Annotated in this window: 24 protein-coding genes and 1 rRNA gene; 12 read left to right on the top strand and 13 right to left on the bottom strand. The window is 34.8% G+C overall.

What is annotated here, in order from left to right:
* The first annotated feature begins 15 nt into the window (after positions 1-15).
* The 4 genes from rrf to petC all read left to right on the top strand — a co-directional run bounded on the left by rrf (position 16) and on the right by petC (position 3,172).
* A 5S ribosomal RNA gene (gene rrf / locus CYAN10605_RS04945) occupies positions 16-132 on the top strand.
* Between the two features lie 207 nt (positions 133-339).
* Positions 340-2,031: a transglutaminase-like domain-containing protein gene (locus CYAN10605_RS04940; RefSeq protein WP_015218848.1), complete on the top strand. Its 1,692-nt coding sequence runs from the start codon at positions 340-342 to the stop codon at positions 2,029-2,031.
* A 170-nt stretch (positions 2,032-2,201) separates the two neighbouring features.
* Positions 2,202-2,423 (top strand): YgaP family membrane protein, encoded by a 222-nt coding sequence (locus tag CYAN10605_RS04935; RefSeq protein WP_241212800.1) that lies wholly within the window; start codon positions 2,202-2,204, stop codon positions 2,421-2,423.
* A gap of 212 nt (positions 2,424-2,635) precedes the next feature.
* Complete coding sequence (gene petC / locus CYAN10605_RS04930; protein WP_015218846.1) at positions 2,636-3,172, top strand: cytochrome b6-f complex iron-sulfur subunit; 537 nt, start codon at positions 2,636-2,638, stop codon at positions 3,170-3,172.
* 98 nt (positions 3,173-3,270) lie between these two features.
* Here the strand turns inward: petC and CYAN10605_RS04925 are convergent, their stop codons facing one another.
* Complete coding sequence (locus tag CYAN10605_RS04925) at positions 3,271-3,813, bottom strand: hypothetical protein (protein ID WP_015218845.1); 543 nt, start codon at positions 3,811-3,813, stop codon at positions 3,271-3,273.
* Positions 3,814-4,292: 479 nt separating this feature from the next.
* Here CYAN10605_RS04925 and CYAN10605_RS04920 point away from each other — a divergent pair, with 479 nt between their 5' ends.
* Both CYAN10605_RS04920 and CYAN10605_RS04915 read left to right on the top strand, forming a co-directional pair.
* Positions 4,293-5,024 (top strand): cytochrome c biogenesis protein CcdA, encoded by a 732-nt coding sequence (locus tag CYAN10605_RS04920; protein ID WP_015218844.1) that lies wholly within the window; start codon positions 4,293-4,295, stop codon positions 5,022-5,024.
* Positions 5,025-5,264: 240 nt separating this feature from the next.
* Positions 5,265-6,131 (top strand): CIA30 family protein, encoded by an 867-nt coding sequence (locus CYAN10605_RS04915; protein ID WP_241212799.1) that lies wholly within the window; start codon positions 5,265-5,267, stop codon positions 6,129-6,131.
* A 266-nt stretch (positions 6,132-6,397) separates the two neighbouring features.
* Here CYAN10605_RS04915 and carA read toward each other — a convergent pair whose 3' ends face one another.
* Positions 6,398-7,537 carry a glutamine-hydrolyzing carbamoyl-phosphate synthase small subunit gene (gene carA, locus CYAN10605_RS04910; protein ID WP_015218842.1) on the bottom strand — a complete coding sequence of 380 codons (1,140 nt, stop codon included), beginning with the start codon at positions 7,535-7,537 and terminating at the stop codon, positions 6,398-6,400.
* A 208-nt stretch (positions 7,538-7,745) separates the two neighbouring features.
* On the opposite strand from carA, the gene CYAN10605_RS04905 reads away from it, so the two are divergent.
* Complete coding sequence (locus CYAN10605_RS04905; RefSeq protein WP_015218841.1) at positions 7,746-8,717, top strand: helix-turn-helix domain-containing protein; 972 nt, start codon at positions 7,746-7,748, stop codon at positions 8,715-8,717.
* 191 nt (positions 8,718-8,908) lie between these two features.
* Here the strand turns inward: CYAN10605_RS04905 and ctpC are convergent, their stop codons facing one another.
* The 3 genes from ctpC to CYAN10605_RS04890 form a co-directional block, all read right to left on the bottom strand.
* The gene (gene ctpC / locus CYAN10605_RS04900; RefSeq protein WP_015218840.1) at positions 8,909-10,174 is read right to left on the bottom strand and encodes a carboxyl-terminal processing protease CtpC; all 1,266 of its coding nucleotides are present in this window, start codon (positions 10,172-10,174) and stop codon (positions 8,909-8,911) included.
* Positions 10,175-10,321: 147 nt separating this feature from the next.
* Complete coding sequence (locus tag CYAN10605_RS04895) at positions 10,322-11,305, bottom strand: DnaJ C-terminal domain-containing protein (protein ID WP_015218839.1); 984 nt, start codon at positions 11,303-11,305, stop codon at positions 10,322-10,324.
* Positions 11,306-11,568: 263 nt separating this feature from the next.
* A complete protein-coding gene (locus tag CYAN10605_RS04890) occupies positions 11,569-12,678 on the bottom strand; it encodes a site-2 protease family protein (RefSeq protein WP_015218838.1) in 1,110 nt (369 codons plus the stop codon).
* Positions 12,679-13,072: 394 nt separating this feature from the next.
* On the opposite strand from CYAN10605_RS04890, the gene CYAN10605_RS04885 reads away from it, so the two are divergent.
* On the top strand, positions 13,073-13,825 hold the full coding sequence (locus CYAN10605_RS04885) for a metallophosphoesterase family protein (RefSeq protein WP_015218837.1): 753 nt from the start codon (positions 13,073-13,075) through the stop codon (positions 13,823-13,825).
* A 346-nt stretch (positions 13,826-14,171) separates the two neighbouring features.
* Here CYAN10605_RS04885 and CYAN10605_RS04880 read toward each other — a convergent pair whose 3' ends face one another.
* Positions 14,172-14,996, bottom strand: a complete 825-nt coding sequence (locus tag CYAN10605_RS04880; RefSeq protein WP_015218836.1) for a biotin--[acetyl-CoA-carboxylase] ligase — start codon at positions 14,994-14,996, stop codon at positions 14,172-14,174.
* A gap of 11 nt (positions 14,997-15,007) precedes the next feature.
* Here CYAN10605_RS04880 and CYAN10605_RS04875 point away from each other — a divergent pair, with 11 nt between their 5' ends.
* Entirely contained in the window at positions 15,008-15,451 is a 444-nt protein-coding gene (locus CYAN10605_RS04875; RefSeq protein WP_015218835.1) for a DUF3038 domain-containing protein, read from the top strand.
* Positions 15,452-15,605: 154 nt separating this feature from the next.
* On the opposite strand, the gene CYAN10605_RS04870 is transcribed toward CYAN10605_RS04875, so the two are convergent.
* The 4 genes from CYAN10605_RS04870 to CYAN10605_RS04855 all read right to left on the bottom strand — a co-directional run bounded on the left by CYAN10605_RS04870 (position 15,606) and on the right by CYAN10605_RS04855 (position 18,581).
* Complete coding sequence (locus CYAN10605_RS04870) at positions 15,606-16,484, bottom strand: carbohydrate ABC transporter permease (protein WP_015218834.1); 879 nt, start codon at positions 16,482-16,484, stop codon at positions 15,606-15,608.
* A gap of 160 nt (positions 16,485-16,644) precedes the next feature.
* Positions 16,645-17,418, bottom strand: a complete 774-nt coding sequence (locus CYAN10605_RS04865) for an MBL fold metallo-hydrolase (RefSeq protein ID WP_041922681.1) — start codon at positions 17,416-17,418, stop codon at positions 16,645-16,647.
* A 5-nt stretch (positions 17,419-17,423) separates the two neighbouring features.
* Entirely contained in the window at positions 17,424-18,014 is a 591-nt protein-coding gene (locus tag CYAN10605_RS04860) for an anthranilate synthase component II (protein WP_015218832.1), read from the bottom strand.
* A gap of 24 nt (positions 18,015-18,038) precedes the next feature.
* The gene (locus CYAN10605_RS04855; RefSeq protein ID WP_015218831.1) at positions 18,039-18,581 is read right to left on the bottom strand and encodes a diacylglycerol kinase family protein; all 543 of its coding nucleotides are present in this window, start codon (positions 18,579-18,581) and stop codon (positions 18,039-18,041) included.
* A gap of 567 nt (positions 18,582-19,148) precedes the next feature.
* Here CYAN10605_RS04855 and CYAN10605_RS04850 point away from each other — a divergent pair.
* A complete protein-coding gene (locus CYAN10605_RS04850; RefSeq protein WP_015218830.1) occupies positions 19,149-21,662 on the top strand; it encodes a mannose-1-phosphate guanyltransferase in 2,514 nt (837 codons plus the stop codon).
* A 181-nt stretch (positions 21,663-21,843) separates the two neighbouring features.
* On the opposite strand, the gene CYAN10605_RS04845 is transcribed toward CYAN10605_RS04850, so the two are convergent.
* The 3 genes from CYAN10605_RS04845 to CYAN10605_RS04835 all read right to left on the bottom strand — a co-directional run bounded on the left by CYAN10605_RS04845 (position 21,844) and on the right by CYAN10605_RS04835 (position 23,256).
* A complete protein-coding gene (locus CYAN10605_RS04845) occupies positions 21,844-22,344 on the bottom strand; it encodes a DUF427 domain-containing protein (RefSeq protein WP_015218829.1) in 501 nt (166 codons plus the stop codon).
* Positions 22,345-22,454: 110 nt separating this feature from the next.
* A complete protein-coding gene (locus CYAN10605_RS04840) occupies positions 22,455-22,796 on the bottom strand; it encodes a DUF760 domain-containing protein (protein ID WP_015218828.1) in 342 nt (113 codons plus the stop codon).
* A 145-nt stretch (positions 22,797-22,941) separates the two neighbouring features.
* A complete protein-coding gene (locus CYAN10605_RS04835) occupies positions 22,942-23,256 on the bottom strand; it encodes a DUF1825 family protein (RefSeq protein WP_015218827.1) in 315 nt (104 codons plus the stop codon).
* Positions 23,257-23,386: 130 nt separating this feature from the next.
* Between CYAN10605_RS04835 and CYAN10605_RS04830 the strand changes: the two genes are divergently transcribed.
* The gene (locus tag CYAN10605_RS04830; protein WP_015218826.1) at positions 23,387-23,779 is read left to right on the top strand and encodes an SHOCT domain-containing protein; all 393 of its coding nucleotides are present in this window, start codon (positions 23,387-23,389) and stop codon (positions 23,777-23,779) included.
* Between the two features lie 435 nt (positions 23,780-24,214).
* Positions 24,215-25,225, top strand: coding sequence for a metallophosphoesterase (locus tag CYAN10605_RS04825; protein ID WP_015218825.1), 1,011 nt, complete (start codon positions 24,215-24,217; stop codon positions 25,223-25,225).
* Positions 25,226-25,366: the final 141 nt, after the last annotated feature.

Here is a 25,366-nt window from a genome sequence, read left to right as displayed (position 1 = left end):
TCCTTCGAGAGTATAGCTGGTGTGACTAGCACTATGGAACCACTACGAACCATCCCGAACTCGTGGGTGAAACATAGTAGCGGCGACGATACTGCTTGGGAGACCGAGTGGGACAATAGTTCCATGCCAGCTTTAACATTCTTCCTTTACAATTCTATCTTTCATCGAAACATTAAAGAATCACCTCACATTGTGTAGGTGGTTTTTTTATTTATGTCTCTTAATTGTTCATCATAAGCAATTCCTAGGGAAATAAATTTGTTATGTTGTCTAATGGTTGATAACGACTGACTAATTCAAATAAATTGTGGTCAGATAATCAAATTATTTTAACTCGATATGAATTCTCCTTTTTGTGAATCGGCTTTTTCTGCAACTATTAGACCAATTATTGCTACTTCTGTTGATGGTCTTATTTTTATTGATAATCATTTATTGGCGATCGATTCTCGTAATGGTTATTTATTATTAATTAATCCGAAGAATAGCGTCACGAAAATTGTCAATAATTCTTCTTGGCAAGATTTTATTGGTGCAAAGGGACTCTGTATTTCTGAGAATAAGCTATGGTTTACAAGTAGGGAGTATATCTATTATTGTTCCATTGAATGGGAAAAGGATAATCTTGTTATTACTTCTAAGCCTTTTTGTGCTTTTTCTCTTTCTTATCCTGCTAATGGAATTGCTGTTTGGGAAAATACCATTTATATTACAACCCAGAAAACAGGACATATTCTAGTTTATTCTTTGGATGGAACCGCAATCACTAAATTTTATGCTCCTGGTATTGGTGCGGAAAATATTACCGTGAAAGGAGAAGAAATTTGGTTATGTGACTCCATTGAACAAACTGTATATTGCTTGGACAGAGCGACAGGAGACGTTAAATACAGTATTTTAACTCCTTTTGAATCTCCTACGGCTTTGGCTTTTTGTTATGATGAAAAAACTGGAAAGGATATTTTATATGTGGCTTATAGTGATCAAGAGCCTTATATTCGTGATAATCCCAATGCAGAGCCGAATCATGAATTATTATATCGCGATCGCACTTTTATTCATCCTTTACATTTCTATTTTGATGAAGAAAATAAATATACTCTTTCTAATGGCTTCTTATTGGAAATGACTTATGTAGAGGAAATTTCTCCGTTAGATCATTTAGAACTTAAAAATTTAGAATGGCGTATTGCTCTACCCACAGAGAGTGCGAGACAAAAAATAAAAAGTATCGAAGCGGTGGGTTTGCCATATATAGAAGAGGATTATCAAGGTCAAAAAGTGGCATTATTTAAGTTCCCAGAATTTAATACTGATGAACGCTATGTTTTTGGTTGGCGAGCGATATTAGAGGTTTGGAGTATTAAGTATCAGTTAAAGCCTCGTGATTGCGAAGCATTACCCCCGTTGTCGCCTGACTACGAAAGTAAATATTTGGTTGATGATGATAATTTGGCAATGAATACAGATGTGATTTTAAGGGCGGCGGAAGATGCTAGGGGTTCAGAAACTAATCTATTGCGTAAAATGTATAATATTCGTAATTATGTTTATGATCATTTAACTTACGGTATTAAACCTCATATTGATACCCCTGATATCGTTTTAAAAAGGGGCGTTGGCTCTTGCGGTGAATATTTGGGTTTATTACTGGCTTTATCCAGATTAAACGGTATTGCCTGTCGCACGGTTGGTCGTTATAAATGTCCATTAAAAGTACTTCATTTTGGGATACCTTTAGTGCCAGATTTTAATCATGTATGGATGGAGTTTTATTTGCCTAGTATTGGTTGGTTGCCGATGGAGTCTAACCCAGATGATTTAGAAGATTCTAATATTTATCCAACTCGATTCTTTATGGGTTTATCTTGGTACCATGTGGAAATGGCAAAAGATGTACCTTTTGAAACCTTAAAAAGTGAAGGGGAGTTGATTAATAAGGAAACAACTTCTATTGGTCAATTAGCAATTAATCATGTTTCTTTTACCATTATAGAAGAATTAAAGCCTACTGGAAGTGAAGAAGGTTGATCACAATAGCTCAAGTTGAAGCTCATTAATTGATAGAATTGTCAATATCGCTATTTAGTTATATAATAATGATTAGTTGATTAAGATTTGTAAATAAAATAACGGTCAACAGTAATAATTTATTTTGTCATAGCATTTCGATTCAATAAAAAATCAATTGGGGTTGAAAAATGATGTTAAACAATGTAGGAAGAAGCGACCGCTTTTTTCGTTTAATTTTTGCTTCCATTTTAGGCTATTTAGGCTTATTCATCTATGATGGAACTGCTTTGGGTCTTGGTTTAGCGACTGCATCGGTATTGTTAACAATTAGTGGTGTATTTGGTTTTTGTTTTCTTTACACTGTATTGGGCATTAATACGAACAACGCCCGTGAAAGTTCTAAATACTAATATCAAATAGACTTCTCCAAAAAATATTTTTTATTGCCTCGTAGTAAGGGCTTCAGCCCTTGTTTTAGCAATTAATGGAGATGTCTAATACTAAACTTTATCTGGTTTTTAGAAAAATTAACCGAGATATACGTGGTTTCTATCTTGATTTTTCGCAAAATAGACCTCATAAACAACGGAATATAAAAAAACAATTAGGAGATATGTAGATTATGGAACAGAGTTTTCCTTATGATGAAAGTGCATCAATGTCGAGACGAAATTTACTAAATTTTATCACAGGAGCAGCGATCGCAGTTACGGCTGGTGGAGTATTATATCCTGTTGGAAAATTTTTTATTCCCCCTTCTGATGTGGGAGAAGATGGCTCGATTTTGGCAAAAGATGTTAATGGTAATTTAATTCCTGCTTCTCAAATTTTAGCAGAACCGATCGGAACAAGAGCCTTAGTAGCGGGGTTAGCAGGAGAGCCAACTTACCTAACTATTAAAGATGATGGAACATTACATCCTTGGGGAATTGTCGATAATTGTACTCATTTAGGTTGTACTTTTCCATGGAATGGTAATGAAAATCAATTTCAGTGTCCTTGTCATGGATCAAGGTACGATGAGGAAGGAAGAGTTGTTCGAGGTCCTGCCCCTTTACCGTTGAAATTAGCGCATATAAATGTTGATGGTGATTATATCAGGATTTCTCCTTGGACGGAAAATGATCCTCGCACAGGGGAAAAACCTTGGTGGGTTTAAATCTTTGAAAAATTAGGAATTAGGAATTTATCTGAATCAGCAATTCTTTCTTGCTAAAGAATTGAGATAACTTGGTATTGGTTGAACAGAGACAATAGCTATTTTTCATTTTCTATGAATGTAGAAGTAGTTAATAACTCCATCGGATTCATTTGTAAATTGTAGGATACCCAAGCAAAACCACTACTAAACAAGATAAAAGTTGCCACTAAAGTACCCGTTAAAAGTTTTACTTTATGTCTTAAAGATTCAATTTCTAAACGATTTTTTCTAATAGTTGGCAACAATTCTGTTTCTATTATTTCAGGTTCAATAGCGGGAATTTGTTTGTCGGGAAACTCAACAAGACTATATAACCAATCTGTTATTAATTGAGGACATTTGGGTTGTAAATAGAGTTTTACTCCTAAAGATTTGGCTAGAGGGCGAGGAAAACGAGTTAGATATTTGAGAGTTGCGTTGATTCCCCACAGAGGACAATATTTATTAATTAAGTTGATAGTTGCAATATCATAGAGACAGCCAACAATTCCTTTTGCTGTAGCTTCTTCTCTACGGAAAAGTTGATCAAGAAGTATTAATATTTCTCTTAGTTTTTTATCTTCTAAATTTTTTTCTTCTTGAGTTTTCGTTTTAGACATGATTTTTATTTAGCTTCAATTTAATGGTGTTTTAAATCTAATTAAACTGATTTAATCTATATAATTTTGTTTTTAATTGTTATATAAAATGTTCTTTTACTGTATTTATTTAGCAATAAATATTAATGTCTTTGTAAAGAATATTTATTTAAAATATATTTGTTTTGATGATTACGATAGTTTTTGAATAACATTACTAAAAAATTTTATTTATCTTTAATCTTATAATTTATTCTTATAAAATTCAATATCTATTTGATTAAGATCAATCTAATTCAAAATACTTATAGAGAATTGACAATAATGGGTATTTTTTGTAGCGAGATAAAATAATCAGTAATAACTTTTAATTTTTATTTTCATATTTTGGATAAAAGTAAATAACACTAAATCATTATGGATAAATGCGTCTTAGCTTCTGTCGGTGTATCATAGATTAGGGCAAAAGCAGTCAATATCCTAATAGTGAAAAAATAAATATGTTAGAGTCTTTTTCTAATCAACTTTATTATCTACAACAGTTTGCCAATGAATTAGTTAATAATCAATTACATCAAGTCTCTATTTTTAGTTTTTTGATTATTTTTGTGACTGGTTTAATCACCAGTTTAACTCCTTGTATGTTATCAATGCTTCCTCTAACTATTGCTTATATTGGCGGTTATGAAACTAAAGGAAGATTATCTTCTTTTTTGCAATCAGCCTATTTTGCTTTAGGATTAGCCACAACTCTTACTTTGCTGGGAGTTTTCGCCGCTTTATTAGGTAGGGTTTATGGGCAAATTGGTACTGGTTTACCAATATTCGTAAGTGCGATCGCAATTTTAATGGGTTTAAATTTATTAGAAATAGTACCTTTAAAATTTCCTAATTGGGATGCTAGTAATTGGGTAAAAGATAACTTTCCTAATAGTCTTAAATCTTATCTTCTAGGACTAACTTTTGGCTTAATTGCTTCTCCTTGCAGTACTCCAGTTTTAATTACACTATTAGCTTTTGTTGCTAGTAGCGAAAATATATTTTTAAGTTCTTTATTGCTGGTAAGTTATGCTATTGGATATGTTTTTCCTCTGATATTAGCAGGTACATTTACAGGCACATTAAAGAGTTTATTAAATTTACGAGTTATTACCCAGTGGATTAATCCTATTAGTGGGGGGATATTACTAATTTTTGGTATTTATTCTTTGGGTTCTTATTTAATTGCTTAAAACTTTACTTTCTTTTTAGCTCTTAAGCTCGTTATTAATAAAAATAGTGAAATTAAAATTAAAATCAAGCTAAAACTTAATCAAGTCAAATATTCTTATGATTCACCGAAATAATTTTAAGTTATGAAAATCAAACAATTATGGGAAACTCTAACTTTTTTTGAAGTTATTCCTTTTTTTAACTGTTTTACAAATTTTTTCAATATTTCTCAGCACAAAACTTCACCTCTAATTTCAACCATGAATTTTACTCTAATTTGTTATGATCATAGTCCTTTAGCTCAAGAAACCCTCAATAATCTTCAACAACAAAATATACCTCTGCGTATTCTTAACACATCTTCGTTTAATCCTAACCCTTCCGAAAAAACTGAAATTATTAAAATTAACCTTCTTCAAGACAGTTTATCACCCCATTTACTAGAAAGAGTCGATCGCATTTTTTGTTTTCCCCAACCCGGTATTAATAATTTAATCAATCTGATTAATCAACAGCTTTTTCCCGGTGAAATTATTTTATGTGACTTACGCTATGGCAATGAAAATCAGAGATATATTTGGGGGGCAGTAGATGATGTGGTAATGGGAGGAGTAAGTAGTAGTAACTTATTTTTTAAGGAAAATAAAGCCATCTTTACTGGCAACGTCTCGACAGATAACAACGGCGGTTTTGTGTCTGTAAGAAGCAAAAATTTTAATCCCCCTTGGGATTTATCGGCTTATGAGGGTATCCGATTGAGAGTACAAGGAGATGGAAACAGATACAAATTTATTACCCGTTGTGAGGGAAAATGGGACGGTATCAGTTATTGTTATTCCTTTAACACGATTGCAAATGTGTGGATGACTATTGATATACCTTTCAAAGATTTAATACCTGTATTTCGGGCTAAAACCGTCAATGCAGATCAATTTGATCAAACCAGAGTTTACTCTTTACAGCTAATGTTAAGTAAATTTGAATATGATGGTGCATATAATCCCACTTTTCGGGCAGGTGTTTTCAGCTTGGAGATAGAGTCCATCAAAGCCTATGGTAAGCCAAATTCACCGCAACTAATTTTGATGGATAATCAAGTTGACGGGGAGACAATGAAACTGCAGTGAGGGTAGGTTTTAGGTTTCAGGTTTCAGGTTGCAGGTTTTAAATACATGAACAGTATTTTGTATTTACTAAATAAATAGCCAGACATATTATCTCAAAATGTTGATAATCCAATAGTTTTGCCTATTATTCGAACCATTGAGTAAATAGAGATAATGATAAATATTAGTGGAGACAAAACCTAACACCTAACACCTGCTACCTGCTACCTATAAGGTTTTTAGAGTTATTGTCCCCCCTTAAGATAAAAATTTATCCTGAACTCAGGTTATTTATTATCCCTCATTAATTTAACAAATTGTTCAAACAAATAATCGGCATCATGAGGACCTGGACTTGCTTCAGGATGATATTGTACTGAGAAAAATGGTAGATTTTTGTGTTTTAAACCTGCTACAGTGCGATCATTAAGATTGAGATGGGTTATTTCTACGTCCGCCCCTAAAGATTCTTCTGTCACTGCAAAACCATGATTTTGGCTAGTAATTTCTACTTTCTGCTTTAATCCTGCGGGTTGGTTTAAACCTCTATGTCCGAATTTTAGTTTAAAGGTTTGTGCTCCTAGAGACAAACCAAGAATTTGATGCCCCATACAAATGCCGAAAGTGGGCTTTTTCGCCTCTAAAAGAGCTTTTGCCGTGGCAATACCTTCGGCTACCGCAGAAGGGTCTCCTGGTCCATTAGAGAGGAATATACCATCGGGATTATACTTGAGGATTTCTTCAGGGGGGGTATTAGCAGGAACAACAATTACTTTACAACCATAACTCGCTAGACGGCGGAGGATATTACGTTTGATACCAAAGTCAATGGCAACTACTGTATATTTTTCTTTGTCCGCTAAACTTGCTTTAGGACTAAATTCCCATTCAGAATTCGTGCTTTCATGCCATTCGTAAACTTCTTTGGTAGTTACTTCTTTAACAAGGTTTAAACCTGCCATAGAAGGTACTGTACGCAGTTGAATTAATAATTGTTCTGGATCTAGGGTTTCTGTGGATATAGCCCCATTCATCGCACCAGAGATGCGTAAACGGCGAGTTAGGTCACGGGTGTCGATGCCGTAGATAGCAATAATATTATTTTGCTTCAGATAATCTGGAAGGGATTGAGTAGAGCGCCAATTACTGGGGCGATCGCATATATTACGGGCAATAACTCCTTTAATGTGGGGTTGATGGGATTCATCATCTTCTGGATTAATTCCTGTATTTCCTAATTCAGGATAAGTAAAAGTAACAATTTGTCCGCAGTAACTAGGGTCTGTCATCACTTCTTGATAACCTGTCATTCCCGTGTTGAAAACGACTTCTCCAAAAGTTGTACCTGTAGCGCCGCAGGAGTAACCCTGATAGGTAGTGCCGTCTGCTAAAACTAACAATGCTGGTTTAAAACTAAAAATAGACATAAGCAGTGGTGATGAATTTTATATTTTACTTAACAATTCTCGTGGTTGATTTATTTATTCTCATCCTCATCAACATACACTAATTTAACGTTTCTATGCTACTGTTATTTGAGCTATTCTTGACAAACACAACTAATATCAGTCACATTAATAATGGCAATAGTTTGTTTGAGTTAGACGCTTAATTAATTGGGGTAGGGTTGAGATTATGAGTCCAAGAAAATTATCCGATGGCGATCGCCAAGAAATATTATCTTTATATCGCAATACCAACGAGACAACCTCAACATTAGCGGTGCGTTTTGGGGTCAGCAGTTCTACGGTGAGTCGTTTTCTCAAAAATAGTCTCACGGAAACAGAATACGAAGATTTAATTCAGGAAAAACGTTTAGCACGTACGGCAAAAAACCCAGAGGAGGAAATGGAGGAAAAAATAATTGATCACTCCTCCAAAGATTCGAAGGAAAATGATAATGATATTGATGAATATTCTAGTGTCATAAAAGAAGATCAAGAAAAGGCACAATTAAATTTAGATTTTGAGGAGGAAAACGAGAATTTATCTCTATCTTCAGAAACACAAGAATTAGAGCCAATCTCTCTTCATCAAGATAACACTTCCGTAATTCCAAAAATACAACTTAAGGAAGAAGATACAAGAGCTAATAATGTGATGTTAGATGTACAACCAGAAGAAACAGAGATTAACGAAGAGGAAGAAGAAGTTCTAGAGTCTGTCCAAGTTTTGGCGGCAATGTATGGAGAGGATATGGAAGATGAAATAGAGGACATAGAAGAAGACGAAGAAGATTTCGAGGATGAAGAAATAGAAAAAAAACTAATTGTTTCTAATCCTATGGCTGAGAGTCAGTTACAAGTACTACCCCTAGAAAATGCAACTTTCCCGAAAGTTTGTTATCTTGTGATCGATCGTTATGCAGAATTGGTGACTAAGCCTCTCAAAGACTTTGGACATCTGGGCAAAATACCGGGATCAGAAATTTTACAATTAACCCTACCTATTTTTGATAATCATAAGGTGGCTAAACGATTTTGCGATCGCAAAGGAAAAGTCATAAAAGTGCCTGATGGTAAGATGTTACAAAAAACTTCTATTTACCTTAAAGCAAAAGGCATTAGTCGTATTCTGATTGATGGCAAAATTTATTCTCTTAATTGAGAAATAGGGCAAGAGGCAAACCCCTCTGTGTCTCCTCTTAAAAGAAACCCCCCTTTATCCCCCCTCGAGAGGGGGGAGGGCAAAAGTGTTGAATAAACACTAACTCGAACACCCCCATACCCCAATTCCCTGACACCTGCAACCAGAACTCCGAACTCCTATCCTCATTACTTGTTTCTCCCCCCAACTAATTATTTTTTTGCCACCTGTTGGGAAAGTATTTCTAAGGCTTTACGATATTGAGCGTCTTCTGTTGTCCCGATTTTATCACGGTCTTGGATCAGAACCTCTTTTTCTGCATCTGTCATTTCATAAACAACATCAGGTACGATTCCTTCTTTGTTGATGTCTCTGCCCTTTGGAGTTAAATATTTAGCAATAGTTACCGCTAATCCTGAACCATCCCCTAAGCCTCTAACCGATTGTACTAAACCTTTCCCGAAGGTTTGTGTTCCCACTACTGTGGCTCTGTCATAATCTTGTAAAGCACCAGAGAGGATTTCACTGGCACTAGCAGAACCGCCATCGACAAGGACAACGATAGGTTTATTAGTTAAAACACTACCATTAGCATTATGAGCATCTACTTGTCCAACTCTGTCAACGGTAGAGACTATTTGACCTTTATCGATAAACATTCTTGCAATTTCGACACTAGAGTATAACAAACCACCGGGATTCGATCGCAGATCTAGGATATAACCATTCACATTTTCTTTTTCCCCAAGTTCGATCGCATCTTTCATTTCCTGGACAGCGTTACCACTGAATTGAACTAAACGAATATAGCCAATTTTTCCCAAATTAGGGGTATTTTCGATTCTTGCCCTGACAGGATGAATTTCAATTTTGGCTCTGGTGAGATTATAATCTCTTATGTTTCCTTCCCTTTCGATGGTCAACTTTACCTGAGTGCCGGGTTTTCCGCGGATTAGAGAAACAACATCATTTAAGTCCATCCCTTCGGTACTTTTACCATCAACTTTGCGAATAATATCTTTAGAAATGATACCAGCCTCAGCCGCAGGAGTATCTTCAATGGGAGAAATAACAACGATATTATTTGTTTCTTCTTCTTTCGTGATTTGGATTCCTACTCCTGTTAACTCTCCTGAAGTATCAATTTGCATACTTTTAAACTCTTCAGGATTCATAAAACGAGTATAAGGGTCATTGAGCTTCTTCAGCATTTCCTTGACTGCTTCATAGGCTTCTTCCTTATCGCTATATTCTTTGTCGAGATACTCTTGTCTAATTCCTCGCCAATCTTCTCCATTAAAAGTGGCATCCACATATTGTCTATTAATTACTTGCCAAACTTCATCAACAATTTCCTTGGGACTATCTTCAAAAAATGCTTGACTTTGGGATACTCTTAAACCAATACCTGTCATGGCAACACTAGAAACAGCTAAGGCTGTTGTACCCAAAATAAGCCTACGTTTAGTAATTTTCATATTCAATTAACTCGTCTCAAAACTCTATATTAGGATGTGGGAATATCCAGTTAATTTTAACTAGAGGATGGTTTTTCTTTATTTAGATGCTAACACAATAGACCTTGAGGAATTTGTAATTAGCTTAACCCGACTATCTATTCTTTTTTACAATTGTGTATAAAGATCAATAAAATCTTGACGGGGTTTAAATTGTTCCACTTCCCTGATTTTGGCGTACAGCTCCTTCTCCTCCTCGCTCACTTCAGGGGGGATAACAATATTAATAATAACTAATTGGTCTCCTCTTTCTCCTCGTATATTAGGATAACCTTTATTGGCTAATTTTAATCTTTGTCCTGATTTTACCCCGGCGGGGACATTCATTTTCACTAAACCATCAATGGTAGGAACTTCGATCGCACCTCCAACTATTGCTTCAGAAGGAGTCAAAGGAACTTCACAGGAAATATCAGAACCTTGTAAAGTGAAAAAGGGATGAGGTTCAATTAAAATCTTTAAATACAAATCCCCGCCTCTGATACCTTGACCTTTCAAGCGTATTTTTTGTCCATGATACATACATGGTGGCATATCCACTTCAAGCGATCGCCCATCTTCCAATCTAATTCTTTCTCTTCCCCCCTCATAGGCTTTAGTCAGAGGTAAAGTCAGTTTAGCCTCAATGTCTTTGGGTTGGGTGCGAGGAGAGGGGGTGGACTTGATGGTTTTAGTAGTCCCCGGACGAAAATCACCGATATTAGGAGGATTGGGGCGATAAGTAGAATTTTTATTACCAGAGGAAGCACCATTAGAGGATCGAACATTATCTTGCCAAAAACCGCCAATATTAGCATTAGGAAAAGGAAAGCCATTACTAGGGCGTTTTTTCGTTTGACTACCAACAAATCTACGTTTGCCACCCAGAAATTGACTATCATACTGTTGACGTTTTGTGTAATCAGAAAGGATGTCGTAGGCTTCATTAATTTGCTTGAACATTTCCTCAGAATTTTGATCTCCCGGATTAACATCGGGGTGATAGCGTCTTGCTAAGGTGCGAAAGGCTTTTTTAACGTCTTCAGGAGAGGCATCACTAGAAATGCCCAATACTTGGTAATAGTTAATCACTGGTGTCCGTAAATTTTGCATAGTCGATACTTAATCAATCCTAACCAGAAAAAGCAAGATTTTGTATTTAACCAAGTTTAGCGTAGATTTGATGTTTCAATTAACCTTAGTTGTGGATTTCTCTAATGAATAAAAATATTGTTAAATAAAAATGGAACAAAAGTAATACTAAGCTAGGGAATAATAGACTTTTTGTAGAAGTCAGGCAACAGGCAACAGTAAAAAAAATTGACTCCAACTCCATAGAAATTGATTTTAATTTTGCATTTGTGCCTAAATCATTTTTATGCCGCTTGAGATTGTAAAAACTTAATAATACCTTGTTTCTCGATCAATCCCACAACAAAACCATTTTCTTTAACTACTGTTAATTCCAAATCCTGCTGTTGTTCTAAAAGTTTAACCACTTCTAATAAAGATAAAGTGTCCACAACGGTTTTAACTTCTTCTTTTGATTTCATCACTTGATGGACAAATACTTCATTCCATTGAGAAGTTGCGATCGCTCTTATATCATCTAAGTGTAAGACTCCTGTTAAAATACCATCTTCATCGGTAACGAGAAACTTACGCCATGGTTGTTTACCAATTACGTATTCGTTAACAAATTGTCTAATAGTTAAATTACCTTGAATAACAGGACTTTCAGGGGAAATCGCATCTTTAGCGTAGTAATGATTTAATTTATCCTCCAATTGGGCAGACTGTGCCGCCGTTCCCGCATTTTGTAGTAAAAACCAACCAATTAAGACAGTCCAAAAATTACCAAAGGGAATTATTCCTAATGTTCCCATTGCCCCTATAGTAATAGCTGTCCAACCAAAAAACTGTCCAAAACGCCCCGCAAAAATTACTCCTTTCTGGGGATTACCTGTGATTTTCCACACAATGGCTTTTAATACGTTACCACCATCCAAGGGTAACCCCGGAATCATATTAAATAATGCCAAGACAAGATTAATGGTTGCTAAAAGAGATACTATTAGTTGTAGTGCGATCGGTAAAGTGAAATTCGTTTCTATGATGAGGAAAATCGCAAAAAGGATTAAACTAACCACAGGACCTGCGATCGCCACAAAAAACGCTTGTTCAGGGGTTTTAGACTCTTTTTCAAGGGCGGCTAGACCCCCAAAAATAAACAATGTAATTGATTTTACTTCTATTCCTTGACTAATCGCTACAAAACTATGTCCCAATTCATGGGCTAAAACGGAAGAAAATAGCAGTAAAGAAGCGACTAATCCCAATAAAAAAGGAACTAAACCGGGTAAATTTGTTTGATAGGCTAAATCTGTACCAAAAGTTAAAGTCATCAACCCCAAAATCAGAAACCATGAGGGATTGATATAAAAAGGAATGCCGAATAAACTACCGACTCTGATGTTACCATTCATAAAAAAATAATTCTCCTTGTTTTCAGAGTGATTAATTATTAATTACTAATAACTAGGAAAAAATGTAAATAATTATTACTAAAAAATCTTATTTTTAATTCACTTTCTATTATAAATCAACTGAAAAAACTGTAATATTTTATTCTTTCTGGTTTTCCGTCATTTTTAGTTCGGTTATTCTGTGTATTTATTTTCTGATTGATTAGTTATGTCAAGAATCAAGATACTTGTTTTTTTATAACCAGTGACGTAAATATAATAAAATATGTCACTAAAACGCTACTTTAATCACTTTTTTAAAGTGGGAATGTCAGTCTTCTACTTATAGAATAAAACTAAAACACGGCAATAGTTCTTTTAACAAGGGTAATTTTAAGTATTTTTATTGATAAAAATGGTAGTAGCAACAAAAAAAATATTACAAATCACAGACACTCATCTTGACGAAAAATCCACAACTCATGGGCATAACGTTTATGATAAACTTGCCATGGTTTTTGAGCAAACTATTGAAAAAAAAGATTTTGACTTAATTATTTTTTCTGGAGATATTAGCGATAAGGGTAGTTTAAATTCTTATGAGTGGTTAGCAAAAAAAACAGAAAACTATAACAGTAAAATTATTTGGATGGCAGGTAATCATGATAGTGTCGATAACATGAAACAGGTTTTTAATTTGCCTTTTCTGGTTGATATTGAAGAAAATAAACTTAACTATCAATTAAATTTGTCAGGAATAAATATTTTATGTTTGGATACTAATGATAAATTACTTTCTGATAATCAAATTGATTGGTTGATTGAATCCACAGATGACAATACAATTATTTTTATTCATCATCCTCCTATTACTTGTGCTTCTCCATTTATGGATGACAACCACTCATTGGCAAACTGGAAAATTATCAAAGAAAAACTCTCAACTATATCAAACAAAACTTTCAGATTTTTTTGTGGACATTATCACCAAGAAAGTTATATTTCCTATCAAAATATACATCTTTTTCTCACTCCATCAACAATGTTTCAAATTGACAGACATAAACCCCATTTTCAAATTGCTAATACTTTGTCAGGCTATCGAATAATCGAAATATTTGAGGATAAGTCTTTTAAAACCTATTGTGATTATATTTTTATTACTTAAATTAGATTTTTTAAGTAAATCAAGGAAAAGAAAAAGCAAAGAGAGAATAGTTGAGAAGAAAAACTCCTGATTTGGTTACTTCTACGGATTACTAACTCAGTTAAACTTGATACCTGACTTTATCAGATATTCTTAAGCCAAACTGAGGTTAAATAACTTTATTTTTCGGTTCTTCAGAGTGTGGTTATGAGAGATTAAGAGAAACAGGACTTCCATAACCTTCATTGAATAGTGTTTATAGTAAAATAAAAACCAAAAGTTTATAAATTATTATTTAGTAATCCCCTATTGCCTATTGCCTCTTGCCTACCCTAACTAATAATTTACATACTCAAACTGATAGAGCCTATTTTTCTTCTAATACAAAGTATCCTTGAGAGTTTTTATTGTAACTAATACTATATTTTTCGGGAGGGAATTTGATGATAGTTTTAGCATTTTGAGAGGAAATTTTTATCAATAAATTAGCATTTTTGTTAACTCCTAATATTTCTCCTTTTTGCTGATTAATTAGTGCTGTTTCTTTATGATTGTAAAGTAAGCTATTATATGTTTTTACGACAAAATCAATACCATAATTTTTATAAAAGTAATAACCATTTATTATTGCTTTAATAGCCAAAAAACCTATTTTTTCTATACTATCAATATCAGGATTTTGACCGACACACAAATAATCATTTAAACTGATTCCATTGGCAGGAGAATTATTTTGATAATTAATGCCAATTCCGATAACTGCTTTTTTGATTATCGATTTCTCTATTTTTGTTTCCCATAAAATACCCCCTAATTTTCTGCCTTCCAAAATCAAGTCGTTTAACCATTTAATGGCAACAGGTATTTTTATATTATTAAACTCAGATGCGATCGCGCTTGCACTGAATAGGGTAAGATGGTGTAAACAATTAACAGGCAAGTTTAACTCTAAACCTAAACTTAAGTATAAACCACCGAGATGCGATCGCCAAATATGACCTCTTTGACCTTTTCCTGCGGTTTGTTGCCTTGCTATAACCACGAATGGAAAGGGAATATTATTCTGCTTTTCCAGTAACCATGCTTGGTCATTAGTAGAAGTTAAGGTATCGTATAAATAACAATCTATTTGATTGAGCTTAAAAAGATTATAAGCAAAAGTTTCTGGTAAATTAAAAACTATTTTATTCATATTGTAGTGATATGTTAGAAGAACAAGATAACGTGCAAGAAAATTTTATTGATGTAGAAAAAGTGAACCTTACTCCTAATAAAATAAAGCTAATTTATTTAGGTATTTTAGCATTAGGAATTAAACTAGAATCAATGGTTATTCCTATTAGTAAATCGGAGCTTGATTTAGTGGTTGAATATCTAAGTAAAGTATTACAAAAAAACGAAGAATTAATCAGAAGAGCTTGTTCTTTGCTTGAACAAATAGAAAATTCTGAGCAGAATAATTATTATGGAATAGTCAAAGAATATCTCGATAATTTCTTTGGTTTATCAGAATCAGAAGAAACTCTGTCCCTCAATTTAACTCAAGAACAAAAACTATCTTTAGCCCTTAAAGTTTTGACAGATTTACTATTTTATAGTAGTAGATCAGGACAACGTTATCTACACAAACAATTACAATGTTTATAGGATAAAAAAAGTAGATAAATTGATTTTATTTTTATCGAAAGTTAATAAAAAATGTAAAACAGTAATTAACTTCAATCAATAATAAATAACCAATAATAAATAACACTCTGGCTTGTTGCTTATGGTCATAACATCATTTTTAATCAATCAATCCCTAATTATTGACTCTTTTTGAAAGATATAAATTAGCAATTGATAAAACTAAAATAAAAACAAATAAAACTAATCCCATCGTACAAGCATAACTAATGTCTAACTCCTTAAATGCTTTTTCATAGAGATAATAAACTACTGTTTTAGAGGCGTTGCGTGGTCCTCCTTGAGTGAGAAGATAAACTTCTTCAAAAACTTTAGTTGCACTTAATGCTGAAATTACCGCCACCAAAAAAATATAAGGACTCATCAAAGGGATTGTAATATCAAGATGTTTACGCCAACCATCTGAACCGTCAATTGCTCCTGCTTCATACAATTCGGGAGAAATACTTTGTAATCCTGCTAAATAGATAACCATGTAGTATCCCAATCCTTTCCAAACAGTGACAATCATTAAGCTCCAGATTGCCCAATTAGGGCTAGTTAACCAAGGAATACCGTCCTCTAAGCCTATGCTACGCAAAAATTGATTAAAAAGACCATTTGACCAATAAAGAGCCTTCCAAGCCAATCCTGCCACTACCATGGAAACAACTACAGGTGTATAGTATGCTCCTCGAAACCAGGTAATTGCTTTTAATTTCTGATTGACAAGAATCGCTAACAAGAGAGAGAGAATAACTAAAGGAGGTACAACGCCAAGTAAATAGATAAGGGTATTAATTAAAGTCTGTCGAAATACCTTATCTTCGCTTAACTGTCGAAAGTTTTCCCAACCAATCCATTCAGGCGGTTGAGTTAAATCATATTCGTAACGGGTAAAACTCAGAGAAAAAGCCTGTATTGCGGGGAAAAAGACAATAATCCCTAAAACTATTAAAGCAGGAAGCAGAAATAAATAAGGATTAAGGATTTTTAACCAACGGGAAGAAGTCATATTTTTTTGAGTTCAAAGTTTAGAAAGAGGTTTCGGGTTGCAAGTGTCAGGATGTTGGGGGATTGAGGTGTTGGGGTGTTGTGGGGAAACTAATTCTTAATTATCAACTATTTACCTTTGCCCTTTGCCCCTTGCCCTTTGCCCTTTTTTTATCTATTCACTAATTGCTGAAAACTCTAATTAAAGTACCTTTTGGCGGTAAGTCTTGAGGTTTGATGGTAGTTTGATTTCCTTGAATGATTTTGATACCCATATCTTCTTCTTGCTTGGCTAGTTCCAAAAATTCATCTACCCTTGTTAAGTCGCATTTCCCGGGTTCAGCCGCATCGGTTAAATATTGGGTGGGAAAGACAACTTTGGGATTTAAAGCCTTGATAGCTGCGATCGCTTCTTGGGCATTATAGGCTTTAGCACTTCCCCCTACAGGCACAAATAAGACATCAGGAGAACCCATGAGAATTCTTTGTTCAATATCAATGGGAGAGGCAATTCCTCCTAAATGGAGAATTTTTAACCCCCCCTGAGTCCATTTCCATGCCACATTATCACCAAATCTTCTACCTCCTTCTCTGTCATGAAACGTTTTGATACCTTGAAATTCGATCGCTTTTACTTGATATACCCCCGGTTCAACCATTAATTGAGGGTTATTCGGTAAACCTGCCGCCGAACCTTCGTCTAACAAGCGACTGCTAATCATCACAACTTCGACTTCTGGATTTGGTTTGGGGTATCCTGCGGTACAACCCAAAGGCGTAAAAGGATTAACCAAAATTTTCGCTTGAGGATTGCTAAAAACAAAAGCACTATGACCTAACCATTGAATTGTAACCCCCGTATTATTTTGAGCAGAGCTAGAGGGGGAATACTTGAGAGCTAAAAAAGTAGTTAACAAACCACAGCTTGTGAAGCGAATCCAATCACGGCGTTTCATACTCATTAATCTAAATCTTTCAGGAAATTGCCTAATAATTTTAACCCAGAATCGGTAAGGATGCTCTCAGGATGAAATTGAACTCCTTGAATATGCTTAAATTCTTGATGACGAATTCCCATCACAATTCCGTCTTCTGTCCATGCTGTTATTTCTAAAATAGGGGGAATAGTCTCTTTTTCCACAATTAAACTATGATAACGGGTAGCAGTCAAAGGGTTAGGTAAATCTTGAAAAACCCCGATGTTGCTGTGTTTAATTTCCGATGTCTTCCCGTGCATTAACACTGGTGCAGATATCACTTTTCCTCCAAAAACTTGTCCGATGGTCTGATGTCCTAAACAAACCCCTAAAATGGGATATTCTTGACCTAATTTTTCGACTAATTCTAAACAAATACCAGCAGAATCAGGAGTTCCCGGACCGGGAGAAATTACGATCGCATCTGGCTTTAAAGCGGAAATTTCCGTTAAAGAAATTTGATCATTGCGAACAACCCTAATATCCTGTGCTACCTTATAATCCGTAGCTAACTCCCCTAGATACTGTACTAAATTGTAAGTAAAACTATCGTAATTATCGATAACCAGAATCAACCTGTTTTCTCCTCTATATAATTTTTAGCTTAAGATTGAGATTATTAAGTCTATCCCATGAGGTAACAAAATAAAACCTGCCACCAATAGAGAAGCCAGAGAACCAATTAAAACGGCTCCTGCCGCACAATCTTTGGCAATTTTTGCTAATTCATGATAAGTCTGTTTGACGGTAAGATCAACTACAGACTCCAAAGCTGTATTCAACAATTCTAAAACCATTACCATAGCACAAGTAAGGGAAATTAAAGCCATTTCGACAGTAGTTGCATGAAGATAAAATCCTAAAGCTAAAGCCACGCTAGTCATTACCGTATGAATCCGAAAATTACGTTGAGTGGTAAAGGCATATTTCACTCCCTGCCAAGCATATCTAAAACTCAACCCCAAATTAGTTGCTACTTTCCAAGCGAGATAACGTTTTTCTGACTTGTAATGATAAGTTTTTTCTGAAGAGAAGTTATGATGAACTGGTTGTTGTGCCAAAAATTGCGGGAAATCACTTTTAGAAGTAATTGGCTTAGAAGTAATTGGCTGATCATTGCTGATTAGTTGAAATTTAGGCATATTATTCACTTTTTATTAAATTTCTTTTATATTAGATTCTTCAGTATAAGCCGATTATTTAATAATTTATGTTCCCACAGTGAAATTTTAGCTACATTTTTCTTGATATTGTATTCTTTCTACTTATTATTATTATCATTTAGATAAATAAAAGCTATATTTAGTTATAGTTGAGGTAATGATTGAGATTATTTTTAACTTCAGTTCGGTTTAAAAATATCGAATAAGGTTAGGTGTTAGGTGTCAGGTTGCAGGTTGCAGGTGTTTGAGTGATGAGGTGATGAGGGGAGAGGGGGAAGTAGGGGCGAATGGCCATTCGCCCATACAGGGGTTCGGAGTTCGGAGTTTTTAATTCTTAATTTTTCCTTTGCCCCTTGCCCCTTGCCCTTTTACTTTGCACATTGCCCTTTTCGCTATCACTCATCGATGACAATTTATGCTTAACTCAGGTTATTTTTAAGTAACAGAAACCACAGTATTTGAATTAAGAAAGATAAATAATAATTTAATATTACGAAAAAATAGTTTACATTTAATAATTGATCATCATAGAGAGTAGGAGGTTATATGCGTGCTGTTTTAATGGCTGGAGGTTCTGGGACAAGGTTACGTCCATTGACTTGTAACCTACCTAAGCCGATGGTTCCAGTTTTAAACAGACCCATTGCAGAACACATCATTAATTTGCTTAAGCGTCATGGTATTCATGAAATTATTGCTACTCTCCATTATCTCCCCGATGTGATGCGAGATTATTTTCAAGATGGTCGAGATTTTGGCGTTACCCTCAACTATGCTGTTGAAGAAGAACAACCTTTAGGTACTGCTGGTTGTGTGAAAAACATTGAAGAAATGCTCGATGATACTTTTTTGGTCATTAGTGGTGACAGTATTGCTGATTTTAATTTACAGGATGCGATCGCATTTCACCGAGCCAAAAAATCAAAAGCAACTTTAATTTTGACCAGAGTACCAAATCCCCTTGAGTTTGGAGTTGTTATTACCGATCAGGAAAACAGAATCCAAAGATTTTTAGAAAAACCCTCCGCCAGTGAAATTTTTTCTGATACCGTCAATACTGGTACTTATATATTAGAACCCGAAGTCTTAAAATATCTGCCCCAAGATGAAGAATGTGATTTTTCCAAAGATTTGTTCCCTCAACTGTTGGAAATGGAAGAACCGATGTATGGTTATATTGCTGATGCTTATTGGTGCGATGTGGGACATTTAGAAGCCTATCGAGAGGCACATTATTCAGCACTAGAAAAAGAAGTTGAATTACAATTTCCCTATCGAGAAATAGACCAAGGAGTGTGGATTGGCGAAAATACCTATATTCATCCCACTGCCATTGTGGAAAGTCCTGTCTTAATTGGTAGTAACTGTCGTATCGGTGAAAGAGCAAAGATTCTTGCTGGTACAATTATTGGTGATAATGTGACCATTGGTGACGATGCAGAACTTCATCGACCGATTATTTGGAATGGCGTTATTGTGGGCGAAGAATCTTCTTTATCAGCTTGTATTATAGCACGAGGGACAAGGATAGATCGGCGATCGCAAATTTTAGAAGGAGCAGTAATCGGTTCTCTGTGTAATATTGGCGAAGAATCCCAGATTAACATCGGTGTCAGAGTTTGGCCTAACAAAAGAATTGAGCCGGGGGCAATGCTTAATATTAATCTGATTTGGGGAAATATAGCCCATAGTAACCTCTTTGGACAAAGGGGGGTAACGGGACTCGCAAACATTGACATTACCCCAGAATTTGCCGTTAAATTGGGAGCGGCTTATGGTTCAACCTTAAAATCAGGTAGTAGTGTTGTTGTCTCCAGAGATCAACGCACCGTATCAAGAATGGTGAGTCGCTCTTTAATTGCAGGTTTAATGTCTGTAGGCATAGATGTACAGAATTTAGAAGCGGCGGCAATTCCCATTTCTCGAACCATGACTCCCAAGTTAGGAGTAGCGGGAGGAATTCATGTGAGGTTGCATCCCGATCGCCATGACTATATGTTAATTGAATTTTTTGATACCAATGGAATTAATATTTCCAAAGCCAAAGAAAAGAAAATTGAAGGAGCTTATTTTAAGGAAGACTTAAGAAGAGTACAAGCCATTGATATTGGTGATATGTCATATCCTGCCCAAGTAGTGGATACATACCGCAAAACCTTTGAAACTCAACTTAATTTAGAGGCTATTCGTAATAGTGACACAAAAATTGTCATTGATTATGTTTATTCAGTTTCCGGGGCAATCTTACCGCAACTATTGGCAAAATTTGGTTGTGATGCCGTTGTTTTGAATGCTAGTCTTCGTCAAAGGGCAATTTCTAACATTGAAAGGGAAAATTTGCTTTCTCAATTAGGTCATGTGGTAGAGGCTCTAAAAGCAAACTTTGGAGTCCAAGTATCAGCTAATGGTGAATTATTAATTTTAGTAGATGAATCAGGTATTCAAATTCGAGGGGAAGAATTAACAGCTCTGATGGTAAATACAATTCTCACGGCACATCCTAGAGGCACTGTTGTTGTCCCCATGAATACATCCTCTGCGGTGGAACAAATTGCCCGTCGTCACGATGGTAAAGTTATTCGCACAAAAGTCAATCCCAGTGCTTTAATGGAAACCAGTCAAAATACTCCCAATGTGGTTTTAGGAGGAAGTGGAGACATGGGGTTTATTTTTCCGAAGTTGCACCCCGGTTTTGATGCGATGTTTACCATTGCCAAATTAATAGAAATGCTAACTGTTCAAGAGCGCTCTTTAACACAGGTAAAAAGTGAATTACCGATGGTTTGTCATAAATCCATTACTCTTCGTTGTCCTTCTAAAACGAAAGGCTCACTAATGCGTTATCTCATTGAAACCGAATCCCCCGAAAAGTTGGAACTAATTGATGGAGTCAAGATCAAAGAAAATCATACTGATAATTGGGTTTTAATTTTACCTGATGGTGGCGAACCCTTAGTACATGTTTATGCTAATAGTGATAGTAGAGAATGGGTGGACGAACATTTGCAGGTATATCGAGATAAAGTCCAAAGTTTTATTATTCAACAACATAGCCTTTAACTTTTAGTAAGGGGCAAAGGAAAAATTAAGAATTAAGAATTAAGAATTAAGAATTAAAAATTAAAAATTAAAAATTCTGAACACCTTTACGGGTGAATCTTCATTCATTCGCCCCTACATCCCTCTCTCTCCCCCGATCTCTGAACCCTAACTCCGAATTCTGACCCCCAACATCTCTAATCTACCATCCCCAGCTACCAGCAACACCCTTGAAAGGACCGACAATATTAGAGGTAATCCAACCACCATAGAATCCTCCGGGTTGAGGAGTGACTAATTCCCCATTAACGTAACACTCAGACATTAATCCTGCATAAAAGGCGACATAATGTGCGATCGCATCAAATTCTGGAGTAGGATTAGGATAGTACCAAGCGGCTTTATAAATTAATTTATCATCGACACAAACATCATAGTATTTCGCACTTCCTTTCCATTCACAAAAAGATTGTCCCTCACGGGGAATCAAATATTGTATTTGTATATCTTGAGGAGGTAAATAGTAAACAGGTGGATGGGAAGTTTCTAAAACACGATAACTAGAAGTTGTATCGGCGATTTTAACCCCATTTAAAATAATTTCTATTCTACCTGAGAATGCTTCTAAACGAGGGGGACGAGGATAATCCCATACAGATTCTTGCCCTTCCTTTGGTTCAATTTTTTGGACTTTATTAAACATATATCAAATTAATTAGGGGTTGATGAAAAAGTGGTGTTGCAAAGCTAGACAACAGTCAAAAACACTTATAAATCAAAAACTGTAGTACAATTTTACAAACGTCTAGCTAATTACTTCGATGATTGCTCATCATGGGACTCTCCTGCCATAAAAGCCTTCTCAAAATTCATTCTCTGCTCGGCATTACGTAAAAAATAACCGCTCATCATTGCCGAAGCGAGAAGTCTGCCTAAATTTTCCCTACTAGTACTTACCATCACCCCAAAATGTTCAGGAGGTAAACTGCCTAACATTCCTACAATATTACGTTCCATAACTTGGAAAACTTCTGATGATTGAGGTTTAGATAATTGAGCAATGGTTTCGGGAGTTAGGGATTGGATATATTCTAAAAAATTATTGTCTCCTTCTCCTGTTTGAAAAAATTTATTGCCATTACTTTGATAGTTCACTGTTTTTACTCCTAAAAATAATCTATATGTTTTTTTATAAAGATTTAATATTTACAATTTACCAATTAGATTATTTTTCGTGATTAGGTTAAACCGAACTTAAAGAATAGGTTTTTCCTGAAAATTATTGATTATAAATTTAAGTTTATTTGATTTCTTGTTTCATTCTTTCTAAAGTCATGTGCATTTGTTGAAACATTTGATCAGGAGTAGTACCAAATTGACTTAACTGAGTCTTTAATTGTTCAACGGTCATTTTTGCCATAAAATCTTCAGAGAGTTCAAAACGTTTCATAAAAATACGATAACGCTCCATCATATTTTCCATTTTTTCAATAAAAATTTTCTTTCCTTCCCTGTCAAATTTTCCGAACTCACCGCCTAATTTCATCAGTGATTGATAATCCTCGAAAAGTTGCTTTGCCTCTTGTTGAACGACTTCAGAATCAAAAAATCCCATGTTAACCTCTTTATCTCAGTAAAATATAGATGTTTGTTTTTCTACAAATTTTTATAAAAGTTTCGTATATTCTAATTATAGAATTATCGATATTGTTTTGAAACATACGGATTTCCGTAACCAAAAAATTATGGTTTCTCAGCTTTTTAATTTTTATCAACAACCTAAGAAGAAAATTTTTTCTGTTGTTTTGGCTTTAATTGGTACTGTAACCCCTTTAGTGGGACTACATAAACTTTATCTTGGACAACCATTATGGGGTTTAATTTACTTTATCCTCAGTTGGGAAAGTCCTATGGCTAGAATTGCCTGTGCGATCGATGCTGTTTTATACTTAGCACAAGATTCAAATTATTTTTATTCTCGCTTTAATCCTGAGTTACCGTTAACTGAAAATAATTCAATAGATGCAAAACAAATTACGGAAGTGGCACAAGCCATTAGAGAATTAGAAAAATTACGTCAAGATGGGTTGATTTCCGAAAACGAGTTTGAGCAAAAACGCCGTAAATTAATTGCGTGAAGTACTTACATTTGTTTCGCTGAAACATGAGCTTTTCGTCTCATCTACCAACGCTTTAGCTTTACAATACTCCGAACTAAATCTAAGTATTGTCGAGTCTTATTGCGCATCTGTGCCTATTTCTAGGCTTTTTATCTAGTCTAAGCTAGAACCAGAGCAGGAAACCGCCTTCTGCAGTCCCATAGAACTAAAAAAATTCTACACCTTCTCAACCATGTTCATAAAAACTTGTTTAGAGGATCAGTGGGTTGATTGCTTCCTCGATCTGCTAGTAGTTCGCAACCCTTTTAGACAGTCGGGCGGGTTAATAACCAACTTCGTTATAACACGTTAGGATTCGTTTTCATCCATTTCGTTACACTGAAACTAGGGATTTCCCACTCGTACCCGTTAAATTAAAGATAGCAATATTTTTGGTGAAGCCAAGTTTTATTTATGATTAAAATATTGAGGTTTTTTATTTTTGGTTTTTTTCGTTGGTTAATCATTGTCTCGACTATATTCATATTTTCTTCTATCGCTTTAGTTACTTATATTTACCAAATAGAACCTCAATGGATTCAAATAAAAAATCTTGATATAACCCTGCCTAATTTAGAGGAAAATTTTGAGGGGTGGAGAATTTTACAAGTTAGTGATATTCACATTAACCAATGGATGACAGAAGAAAGGTTAACCAATATAGTTAATTTAATTAATGAACAACAGCCCGACATAATTGTTTTAACGGGGGATTTTTTTTCTCAATCGGGTAGCTATTCCACTAGATTAGATAGATTAGAAGAAAGAATTATTCCTAAAATTCCCTACGCAGAAGAACATCCTAGCTTGATTAAAAGGTTTTTAAATAAGGCGGGTTTTCCTATTCAAGATACTCCCCGAAGAAGATATTTTGATGATGATCAAATAACTTTAATTAACAGTTTAAGTAAACTTAAGCCCCATTACAAGAGTTTTGCTATATTAGGAAATCATGACTATGCCACAAGCCATAAGTTAGTCAGAGAAGGTTTAAAAGATAGCGATATTATTACTTTAAGAAATAGAGTTTATACCATTGAAAATAACAGTAGTTATCTGAATATTATCGGTGTTGATGATGTTTTATATGGTAAAGATGATTTAGATAGTGTGTTAACACAAATACCTGACAAGGGTGCAAATATTTTATTGGTTCATGAACCGGATTTTGCGGTTTTAGCGTGGAAAACCCATCGTTTCCAATTGCAATTATCCGGACATTCTCACGGTGGACAAATTAAAATTCCTTTTAGAAAACCTCCTTTTCTTCCTCCTTATGGACAACAATTTCCTGAAGGATTATATCGATTTAGCGATTTGCTACTCTATACTAATCGAGGTGTTGGGATGGCTTACCCTTATATTCGCTTTAACTGTCGTCCAGAAATTACTATTTTTACATTACACTCTGCAAAAGATAATTAACCTAAGGTCTGGATAAATTTTTATCTCTAAGTTATGGTGAAAAGGGCTATTAGTGAATAGTTGATAATTAAAAATTAAAAATTAAAAACTCTGAACACTCATTACTTTCTTCTAAAACCTGAAACCGTCAAACCTGAAACC

Source organism: Cyanobacterium aponinum PCC 10605, from assembly GCF_000317675.1.
GTDB lineage: Bacteria > Cyanobacteriota > Cyanobacteriia > Cyanobacteriales > Cyanobacteriaceae > PCC-10605.
This window is presented reverse-complemented; position numbering and strand designations above follow the sequence as displayed.

Bases quoted from the DNA above. Each gene is read 5' to 3' on its own strand.
- CYAN10605_RS04940 (WP_015218848.1), top strand. From the start codon at position 340: ATGAATTCTCCTTTTTGTGAATCGGCTTTTTCTGCAACTATTAGACCA.
- CYAN10605_RS04935 (WP_241212800.1), top strand. From the start codon at position 2,202: ATGATGTTAAACAATGTAGGAAGAAGCGACCGCTTTTTTCGTTTAATT.
- petC (WP_015218846.1), top strand. From the start codon at position 2,636: ATGGAACAGAGTTTTCCTTATGATGAAAGTGCATCAATGTCGAGACGA.
- CYAN10605_RS04925 (WP_015218845.1), bottom strand. From the start codon at position 3,813: ATGTCTAAAACGAAAACTCAAGAAGAAAAAAATTTAGAAGATAAAAAA.
- CYAN10605_RS04920 (WP_015218844.1), top strand. From the start codon at position 4,293: ATGTTAGAGTCTTTTTCTAATCAACTTTATTATCTACAACAGTTTGCC.
- CYAN10605_RS04915 (WP_241212799.1), top strand. From the start codon at position 5,265: ATGAATTTTACTCTAATTTGTTATGATCATAGTCCTTTAGCTCAAGAA.
- carA (WP_015218842.1), bottom strand. From the start codon at position 7,537: ATGTCTATTTTTAGTTTTAAACCAGCATTGTTAGTTTTAGCAGACGGC.
- CYAN10605_RS04905 (WP_015218841.1), top strand. From the start codon at position 7,746: ATGAGTCCAAGAAAATTATCCGATGGCGATCGCCAAGAAATATTATCT.
- ctpC (WP_015218840.1), bottom strand. From the start codon at position 10,174: ATGAAAATTACTAAACGTAGGCTTATTTTGGGTACAACAGCCTTAGCT.
- CYAN10605_RS04895 (WP_015218839.1), bottom strand. From the start codon at position 11,305: ATGCAAAATTTACGGACACCAGTGATTAACTATTACCAAGTATTGGGC.
- CYAN10605_RS04890 (WP_015218838.1), bottom strand. From the start codon at position 12,678: ATGAATGGTAACATCAGAGTCGGTAGTTTATTCGGCATTCCTTTTTAT.
- CYAN10605_RS04885 (WP_015218837.1), top strand. From the start codon at position 13,073: ATGGTAGTAGCAACAAAAAAAATATTACAAATCACAGACACTCATCTT.
- CYAN10605_RS04880 (WP_015218836.1), bottom strand. From the start codon at position 14,996: ATGAATAAAATAGTTTTTAATTTACCAGAAACTTTTGCTTATAATCTT.
- CYAN10605_RS04875 (WP_015218835.1), top strand. From the start codon at position 15,008: ATGTTAGAAGAACAAGATAACGTGCAAGAAAATTTTATTGATGTAGAA.
- CYAN10605_RS04870 (WP_015218834.1), bottom strand. From the start codon at position 16,484: ATGACTTCTTCCCGTTGGTTAAAAATCCTTAATCCTTATTTATTTCTG.
- CYAN10605_RS04865 (WP_041922681.1), bottom strand. From the start codon at position 17,418: ATGAAACGCCGTGATTGGATTCGCTTCACAAGCTGTGGTTTGTTAACT.
- CYAN10605_RS04855 (WP_015218831.1), bottom strand. From the start codon at position 18,581: ATGCCTAAATTTCAACTAATCAGCAATGATCAGCCAATTACTTCTAAG.
- CYAN10605_RS04850 (WP_015218830.1), top strand. From the start codon at position 19,149: ATGCGTGCTGTTTTAATGGCTGGAGGTTCTGGGACAAGGTTACGTCCA.
- CYAN10605_RS04845 (WP_015218829.1), bottom strand. From the start codon at position 22,344: ATGTTTAATAAAGTCCAAAAAATTGAACCAAAGGAAGGGCAAGAATCT.
- CYAN10605_RS04835 (WP_015218827.1), bottom strand. From the start codon at position 23,256: ATGGGATTTTTTGATTCTGAAGTCGTTCAACAAGAGGCAAAGCAACTT.
- CYAN10605_RS04830 (WP_015218826.1), top strand. From the start codon at position 23,387: ATGGTTTCTCAGCTTTTTAATTTTTATCAACAACCTAAGAAGAAAATT.
- CYAN10605_RS04825 (WP_015218825.1), top strand. From the start codon at position 24,215: ATGATTAAAATATTGAGGTTTTTTATTTTTGGTTTTTTTCGTTGGTTA.